The organism is Lysinibacillus sp. PWR01 (assembly GCF_043359455.1).
In the GTDB taxonomy this organism is placed as follows: Bacteria; Bacillota; Bacilli; order Bacillales_A; family Planococcaceae; genus Lysinibacillus; species Lysinibacillus fusiformis_F.
This window is the reverse complement of sequence record NZ_JBHERJ010000069.1, coordinates 1-7,178: the sequence shown is the minus strand read 5'-3', so window position 1 is coordinate 7,178 and position 7,178 is coordinate 1. Positions and strand designations below refer to the sequence as shown.

Below are 7,178 nucleotides of genomic sequence, written 5' to 3'. Positions count from 1 at the left end.
AAATAATAATAAGCGGGTGTGGCGGAATTGGCAGACGCACTAGACTTAGGATCTAGCGCCGCAAGGCGTGGGGGTTCGACTCCCTTCACCCGCACCATTATTTTCATTGCCAGATAAAAAACTTATGCACATGCGGAAGTAGTTCAGTGGTAGAACACCACCTTGCCAAGGTGGGGGTCGCGAGTTCGAACCTCGTCTTCCGCTCCAAATGTGCCGGGGTGGCGGAACTGGCAGACGCACAGGACTTAAAATCCTGCGGTAGGTGACTACCGTACCGGTTCGATTCCGGTCCTCGGCACCATCTTAAATGCGCCCGTAGCTCAATTGGATAGAGCGTCTGACTACGGATCAGAAGGTTATGGGTTCGACTCCTGTCGGGCGCGCCAAAAGAACAACGGGAAGTAGCTCAGCTTGGTAGAGCACTTGGTTTGGGACCAAGGGGTCGCAGGTTCGAATCCTGTCTTCCCGACCATTTCCTAAAAATTTATGGGGCCTTAGCTCAGCTGGGAGAGCGCCTGCCTTGCACGCAGGAGGTCAGCGGTTCGATCCCGCTAGGCTCCACCATAAGTAAATTAACCAGTATAAAGATCCTGGCGGCGTAGCTCAGCTGGCTAGAGCGTACGGTTCATACCCGTAAGGTCGGGGGTTCGATCCCCTCTGCCGCCATCTTAAGGACCTTTAGCTCAGTTGGTTAGAGCAGACGGCTCATAACCGTCCGGTCGCAGGTTCGAGTCCTGCAAGGTCCACCATTTATATATTGTAACGGAGGTATACCCAAGTCTGGCTGAAGGGATCGGTCTTGAAAACCGACAGGCGGGTAACACCGCGCGGGGGTTCGAATCCCTCTACCTCCTCCAGTTTTAAATTTTTATAAATGGTGCTTTAAAAACTCGAAACAGCATAAAATTATCGCGGGGTGGAGCAGTGGTAGCTCGTCGGGCTCATAACCCGAAGGTCGTTGGTTCAAATCCGGCCCCCGCAACCAAAAGGTCCCGTGGTGTAGCGGTTAACATGCCTGCCTGTCACGCAGGAGATCGCCGGTTCGATCCCGGTCGGGACCGCCATTTTTAAAATAAAAGTCATGAGAAGCAAAAGAGTGAGCAAGCTTAGCATGGACGAAATGGGTCAGTAGCTCAGTTGGTAGAGCATTAGATTGAAGCTCTAAGTGTCGGCGGTTCGATTCCGTCCTGACCCACCATTTATGCGGGTGTAGTTTAATGGTAAAACCTCAGCCTTCCAAGCTGATGTCGTGGGTTCGATTCCCATCACCCGCTCCAAGGGCCTATAGCTCAGCTGGTTAGAGCGCACGCCTGATAAGCGTGAGGTCGATGGTTCGAGTCCATTTAGGCCCACCATTATTCCGAAGTAGCTCAGTTGGTAGTAGCACCTGACTGTTAATCAGGTTGTCGCAGGTTCGAGTCCTGCCTTCGGAGCCATTTTTATTTTGGGGAAGTACTCAAGAGGCTGAAGAGGCGCCCCTGCTAAGGGTGTAGGTCGGGTAACCGGCGCGAGGGTTCAAATCCCTCCTTCTCCGCCATGGGCCCGTTGGTCAAGTGGTTAAGACACCGCCCTTTCACGGCGGTAACACGGGTTCGAATCCCGTACGGGTCATACTAAAAACAGTAGATGCAACTGCATCTACTGTTTTTTTATATTCATAGATAGATTCAATGCATTTTCGTCCATATAAACTACTTCCCAGATATGCCCGTCTACATCTTGAAAACCCCAACCATACATAAATCCGTGATCTTGTGGTTCACTATAAGGTTTACCACCAGAGGCAAGTGCCTTATTCACTAATTGATCTACTTGTTCTCGATTTTCGGCAGAAAGGCATAAGATTGCTTCTGCAGAAGTAGTAGTATCTGTAACTTCTTTCTTACTAAACCCTTTAAATCGTTCTTCCACCATTATTAATACAAAGATATTTTCACTAATAATCATTGAGGCCGTTGTTTCATCACTGAATTGTTGATTGAACTCAAAACCTAATTCCTTAAAAAAGTTGATAGATTTGTTTAGATCTTTCACTGGTAAATTGATAAAGATATTTTTCGATTGAAAAGCCATTTAGTATCACCTCCAAATCGACAGTATCATAGCGCCTTAAGTCATGTCAATTTTAGCATTGTGGGCAAAAATGGCAGACATTTAAATTATTTAAAGCAGATGTTATATCACCATAAAAAACAGAAAGGTTATTTATACAACCTTTCTGTTGATAAAGCCTATCTATTTATCCTCTAGCTAGCATTCTTTCAAGTGAGCTAAGTGCTTCAGCAGTAGTATGTTCATCTACTTGTATACGGTTATGAGGTTGCCCCTGCTCAATACTTTCGAGGCTCCATAACAAATGCGGCAGGTCAATACGATTCATTGTTAAGCAAGGACAAAAGTTTTCATTTAAAGAGACAATATGTTTATCTGGATGCTGCTTAATAATGCGATTGACTAAGTTCATTTCTGTTCCAATGGCCCATGAAGATCCGCTCGGAGCGCGATTGATTGTGTCAATAATGTATTTTGTGGAGCCTGCATCATCAGCTGCTGCTACAACTTCACGACTGCACTCAGGGTGAACAATAATTCTCATAGTTGGGTGTGCTTTGCGAATAATCTCTGTATGTTGAACTGTGAAACCTTCGTGCACAGAGCAGTGACCCTTCCAAAGAATAACCTGAATATTTTCAAGGGACTCTGTTGTTTCGAGCATGTTCTTATGAGGATTCCAAACAGCCATATTTTCAAGAGGAATACCTAAGTCATAGGCAGTATTTCTTCCTAAATGTTGGTCAGGTAAAAAGAAGATACGCTGTTTTTGTGTAAATGCCCATTGAACAAGCTCCTTAGCATTCGATGAAGTGACACAAGCACCACCATGTCTTCCAGTAAAGGCTTTAATAGCTGCAGTTGAATTGACATAGGTTAGAGGGATAATCGTATCACCAAAGAGTTCTTGAAGAATCGGCCATGCTTGTTCAGTTTGATAAATGTCTGCCATATCAGCCATTGAACAACCAGCACGCATATCTGGCAAATAGACATATTGTTGTTTTGTTGTCAGCATATCAGCAGTCTCTGCCATAAAATGCACGCCGCAAAATACGATGTGTTCAGCTTCCTTATTTGCTGCGGATAATTGAGCTAACTGTAAAGAATCCCCAGTTGCATCAGCAAATTGAATGACCTCATCTTTTTGATAATGGTGCCCAGGAATAAATAATTTAGGACCTAATTTTTTCTTTATTGATAAAATACGAGATTCCATTTCCTTTACGGATAGTGCCCGATAATGCTCAGGAAGTAGTGTCGTTTGTTGTAATAAACTAGTGATGGACAAGGGAATGATCTCCTTTCATTTGAACGAGTGCACTAATGTCAAAAGCTTTAACTGAATGTGTTAAGGAGCCAAGTGAAATCCACTGAATACCCGATTGGGCATATGCCTTTAAATTTTCAAGTGTGATGCCCCCAGATGCTTCAGTTGCAATAGAAGGAGGGACAGTGGGAAGCCATGCACGTATCTCTTCTGGACTACGGTTATCAAACATAATAATATCTGCTCCAGCGTTGATAGCTTCTTCTAGCTGTTCTTTTGTTTCAATTTCAACTTCGATTTTTACAGTATGACCAACCTTCGCTCTAGCGGATTGAACTGCATTTGTTATGCTACCAGCAAAGGCAATATGATTATCCTTTAGCATGATTGCATCATACAGACCATTACGATGATTAAAAGCACCACCGATTCGAACAGCATATTTATCCAGCATACGCAGTCCAGGTATTGTTTTACGAGTATCGCATATTTTTGCATGCGTACCTACGGTTTCTTGAACGGCAAGATGGGTCGCCGTTGCAATAGCAGACATACGCTGAATAAGATTTAAAATGACACGCTCACCTATTAATAACTTTTGTAAGGGACCCTTAATCACAGCGAGCACATCACCTGACTGAACCATCTCTCCATCTTTTTTATGAAGATTAACTTCGATTGATCGATCGAGTAGGAGAAAGCCATACTCAATAATGAGAGCCCCACAAAAAATCCCGTTTTCTTTAGCATAAAAGGAAAAAGACCCCTGCTGTTCGGCTGAAAAGATAAATTCACTCGATAAATCCCCATCTCCTAAATCCTCATTAAAAAATTGCTTGAGCATTTCCTCGAGTTTGATGATATTCATACAATGAGTTCCTCACTTTCATTTGTCCTTGCGAAAAAATAATCCATCGGCTTGCCCATTGTGCATCCATTTCGGATTTATCCGTACGAATGTGGGCACCACGTGTTTCCGTTCGTGTAATGGCTGCATGTGCCATTAATGTTGCGACTACGTGCATCATAAATAATTCCAACTCAGCTTGTTCTAGCCCTTCTAAATTAACGTGAAGAAGAGATTGCATGGAAGGTAATTGCTGAGCAAAACGCTGCAAATCATCAATATTTCTGACAATACCTAAGAATTGCATCATGTGCTGCTGTAATTGCGGTTTGCTAAATAAAGGTGGCATCATATCAGTACATTGTTGGTTTTCAAGTAAAAAGTTTTTTTGATGACACCCTTTTTGAATAATGAATTGCGCCATTTTTTGACCAAATGTAATACCTTCCAATAGTGAGTTACTTGCTAAACGATTCGCACCATGTACACCTGTACAGGCAACCTCACCTACTGCATATAAGTTAGGTATAGTAGTTCTTCCTTTGTCATCAGCAATAACACCACCCATTAAGAAATGACTTCCTGGAGCCACGGGGATTAGACCATCTTGTAAATGAACTTGATTGTCATGACAAAGCTGAGCAATTGTTGGAAATTTTGCTTCAAAGTCTTGAATGTTTGCAATATCAATGAACGTTTCTTCACCTGCAGCACGTTTTGTAAATAGTGCTAGTGCCGTAATATGTCTTGGAGCTAAGTCAAGTTGGGCATGCAAGCCCGTCATAATCGGCTGACGTTGTGCATTGACAAAGATACCGCCAGCTCCCCGGACAGCTTCAGAAACTAATCCCTTTGCTTCATTTTTGCACCAAAGCAGACTTGGGTGAAATTGCATAAATTCCATATCACTGATGGCAGCACCTGCTCGAAATGCTAATGCGATCCCATCGCCTGTATTGGTTGGAAAGTTAGATGTACTTGAATAGAGGGCACCTGCACCGCCTGTCGCTAAAATCACATGATGAGCCCAATAGCGTTTTGTACCTTTTTCTTCTTTAGTGAGTACTCCCACACAGTCACCATCTGTATTACGTAAAAGCTCATAAGCCATTTCATAGCAATTTATCTTCGTTTTTGGTGAAAGTTGATGAAGCAAGTAATCTATGAAAACCTGACCTGTACGATCACCACCTGCATGTAGAATACGATGGTGACTATGTGCTCCCTCAAGTCCTAGAGCAGGTTTTCCGTCAACCTGCCGATCAACCGGGAGACCATTCTTTAGATATTTCTGCATAATTGCAGTGCCGTTTTTTATAAGTGTTTCAACATGTCTTTTCTCATGATGATACTCTCCAGCTTTCAATGTATCAGCAATGTGGTGTTGAATATGATCTTCCTCACTTGTAACAGCAGCAATGCCACCTTGTGCACGATAAGAGCTACTCATATATATAGATGATTTTGTAACAATTTGTATTTGAAAATGTTTTTCAAGCAGTAAAGCAGCCTGAAGTGCAGCAATACCACTACCAATGATAAGGACGTCTGTCTTTACATCCATAGTTATACCTTCTTTACAGTTGTCTTGACACCTATCTTTACATAAAATAAAAAAGAAAACAAGACCTGATGAACTTGAGAGGAAGAAGACAATGATTTATATGGATTATGCTGCAACGTCACCTATGACGAGGAATTCTCTTGAGGCATATGTAGAGGTTGCACAACGTTATTATGGAAACAGTGCAAGTCTGCATGATCTAGGGGGACAAGCCCTTTATTTTGTCCAGCAGTCAAGAAATGTTGTAGCCCATGCTCTAGGCGTAAATAGTGATGGTGTAATTTTTACAGGGAGCGGAACTGAAGGAAATCTCATAGCCATCTTGTCATTAGCGCTAGCCTCTAAAAAAGGAAAACACATTATTTCATCTCAAGCCGAACATACGTCTGTGCATGCAGCTTTGAATACACTTGAGAAAAAGGGCTTTGTTGTAACGAAATTACCATTGCAGAAGGATGGTTGCGTTGATCTGGTCCAATTGCAACAAACAATTCGTGAAGATACAGCTTTGATTACCATTCAACATGTCAATTCTGAAATTGGTTCTATCCAGCCTGTGGAGAAAATCGTAGAGATGGCAAGAAAGTCAAATATTTTCTGTCATGTTGATTGTGTGCAATCATTTGGCAAACTACCTATACCAAAAGGAGCAGATGCGATTACCATCTCAGCTCATAAAATAGGTGGACCAAAGGGGTGTGGTGCTGTATATCTGAACCCCGCAATTCGTGTACCTGCATTAACACCAGGTGTAACACATGAGAGAGGGCTAAGAGGGGGAACATTAGATACTCCTGCAATTGTGGCCTTTGCGGCAGCAATTGAAAACTATCATTATGAATTGCAACATTACGAGACTTTAAGAAATTTTTTCAAAAATGATTTATCTGAAACATGTCAACTTGTTGAGTGTAAACAGCAACTACCTAATATTTGTGGGGTAATGATGGAGAAAGTAGAGGGGCAATATGTTCTTTTAAAGTTAAATGAGGCAGGAATTTGTATCTCTACGGGTAGCGCATGTGATATTCATAGTGAATCTGGAACAAAGGCCATTTTATCAATGGGTTTCTCTTTAGAAGCGGCACGCCAATTTTTTAGAATATCTTTTGGTCCTTCTACCACTTTTGATGATATTGTAAAATTAAAAATAGAGCTTTCAAATATTTAATGTAAAGACGAGTGAAGGATTTTCTATGTTCTTCACTTGTTTTCAAATAGATTATAAGTTAAGAAAATATACAAAATAAAATAATTGTTTTCTTTTGAAACAACAATTGCTATAATATTTTGCAGGGCAATAATTTCTCTTACTTAACAAAAATATCTTCAAAACGTAATAATTTCTTTTTTTTATAAAAAAGTATTGCATAATGTTAGAAAACGTTATACAATAATTCTTGTCTTGAAGGACAGGTAAACAACTTCAAAACGAGATACATAAC

5 protein-coding genes and 17 tRNA genes are annotated in these 7,178 nt (G+C 41.6%); 18 read left to right on the top strand and 4 right to left on the bottom strand.

Annotation, left to right across the window (positions count from 1 at the left end; translation table 11 throughout):
• Positions 1 to 12: 12 nt before the first annotated feature.
• The 17 genes from ACEVFT_RS14530 to ACEVFT_RS14450 all read left to right on the top strand — a co-directional run bounded on the left by ACEVFT_RS14530 (position 13) and on the right by ACEVFT_RS14450 (position 1,611).
• Positions 13 to 97 (top strand) — tRNA-Leu (locus ACEVFT_RS14530).
• A 35-nt stretch (positions 98 to 132) separates the two neighbouring features.
• Positions 133 to 207: transfer RNA gene (locus ACEVFT_RS14525), tRNA-Gly, on the top strand.
• Positions 208 to 212: 5 nt separating this feature from the next.
• Positions 213 to 301: transfer RNA gene (locus ACEVFT_RS14520), tRNA-Leu, on the top strand.
• A gap of 8 nt (positions 302 to 309) precedes the next feature.
• Positions 310 to 386: transfer RNA gene (locus tag ACEVFT_RS14515), tRNA-Arg, on the top strand.
• A 9-nt stretch (positions 387 to 395) separates the two neighbouring features.
• Positions 396 to 472, top strand: a tRNA-Pro gene (locus ACEVFT_RS14510).
• A gap of 16 nt (positions 473 to 488) precedes the next feature.
• Positions 489 to 564, top strand: a tRNA-Ala gene (locus ACEVFT_RS14505).
• A 28-nt stretch (positions 565 to 592) separates the two neighbouring features.
• Positions 593 to 666, top strand: a tRNA-Met gene (locus ACEVFT_RS14500).
• Between the two features lie 6 nt (positions 667 to 672).
• Positions 673 to 749 (top strand) — tRNA-Ile (locus ACEVFT_RS14495).
• A gap of 15 nt (positions 750 to 764) precedes the next feature.
• Positions 765 to 857, top strand: a tRNA-Ser gene (locus ACEVFT_RS14490).
• 53 nt (positions 858 to 910) lie between these two features.
• A tRNA-Met gene (locus ACEVFT_RS14485) sits at positions 911 to 985 on the top strand.
• Positions 986 to 988: 3 nt separating this feature from the next.
• Positions 989 to 1,064 (top strand) — tRNA-Asp (locus tag ACEVFT_RS14480).
• A gap of 58 nt (positions 1,065 to 1,122) precedes the next feature.
• Positions 1,123 to 1,198, top strand: a tRNA-Phe gene (locus tag ACEVFT_RS14475).
• A gap of 5 nt (positions 1,199 to 1,203) precedes the next feature.
• Positions 1,204 to 1,277 (top strand) — tRNA-Gly (locus ACEVFT_RS14470).
• 1 nt (position 1,278) lies between these two features.
• Positions 1,279 to 1,355 (top strand) — tRNA-Ile (locus tag ACEVFT_RS14465).
• A gap of 4 nt (positions 1,356 to 1,359) precedes the next feature.
• Positions 1,360 to 1,436 (top strand) — tRNA-Asn (locus ACEVFT_RS14460).
• A gap of 10 nt (positions 1,437 to 1,446) precedes the next feature.
• Positions 1,447 to 1,537: transfer RNA gene (locus ACEVFT_RS14455), tRNA-Ser, on the top strand.
• A gap of 2 nt (positions 1,538 to 1,539) precedes the next feature.
• Positions 1,540 to 1,611 (top strand) — tRNA-Glu (locus ACEVFT_RS14450).
• Positions 1,612 to 1,638: 27 nt separating this feature from the next.
• Here ACEVFT_RS14450 and ACEVFT_RS14445 read toward each other — a convergent pair.
• From ACEVFT_RS14445 to nadB, 4 genes are all read right to left on the bottom strand, one after another.
• Positions 1,639 to 2,073 carry a VOC family protein gene (locus ACEVFT_RS14445; protein ID WP_205445161.1) on the bottom strand — a complete coding sequence of 145 codons (435 nt, stop codon included), beginning with the start codon at positions 2,071 to 2,073 and terminating at the stop codon, positions 1,639 to 1,641.
• A 166-nt stretch (positions 2,074 to 2,239) separates the two neighbouring features.
• Entirely contained in the window at positions 2,240 to 3,343 is a 1,104-nt protein-coding gene (gene nadA / locus ACEVFT_RS14440; protein WP_205445159.1) for a quinolinate synthase NadA, read from the bottom strand.
• Complete coding sequence (nadC, locus tag ACEVFT_RS14435) at positions 3,330 to 4,190, bottom strand: carboxylating nicotinate-nucleotide diphosphorylase (RefSeq protein ID WP_393950523.1); 861 nt, start codon at positions 4,188 to 4,190, stop codon at positions 3,330 to 3,332. The genes nadA and nadC overlap by 14 nt, the downstream gene beginning before the upstream one ends.
• On the bottom strand, positions 4,147 to 5,733 hold the full coding sequence (gene nadB, locus ACEVFT_RS14430) for an L-aspartate oxidase (RefSeq protein WP_393950522.1): 1,587 nt from the start codon (positions 5,731 to 5,733) through the stop codon (positions 4,147 to 4,149). The genes nadC and nadB overlap by 44 nt, the downstream gene beginning before the upstream one ends.
• A gap of 100 nt (positions 5,734 to 5,833) precedes the next feature.
• On the opposite strand from nadB, the gene ACEVFT_RS14425 reads away from it, so the two are divergent.
• Positions 5,834 to 6,904 (top strand): cysteine desulfurase family protein, encoded by a 1,071-nt coding sequence (locus ACEVFT_RS14425; RefSeq protein WP_393950524.1) that lies wholly within the window; start codon positions 5,834 to 5,836, stop codon positions 6,902 to 6,904.
• Positions 6,905 to 7,178: the final 274 nt, after the last annotated feature.

Coding starts and splice junctions, on each gene's coding strand:
- ACEVFT_RS14445 (WP_205445161.1), bottom strand. CDS start 2,073: ATGGCTTTTCAATCGAAAAATATCTTTATCAATTTACCAGTGAAAGAT.
- nadC (WP_393950523.1), bottom strand. CDS start 4,190: ATGAATATCATCAAACTCGAGGAAATGCTCAAGCAATTTTTTAATGAG.
- nadB (WP_393950522.1), bottom strand. CDS start 5,733: ATGGATGTAAAGACAGACGTCCTTATCATTGGTAGTGGTATTGCTGCA.
- ACEVFT_RS14425 (WP_393950524.1), top strand. CDS start 5,834: ATGGATTATGCTGCAACGTCACCTATGACGAGGAATTCTCTTGAGGCA.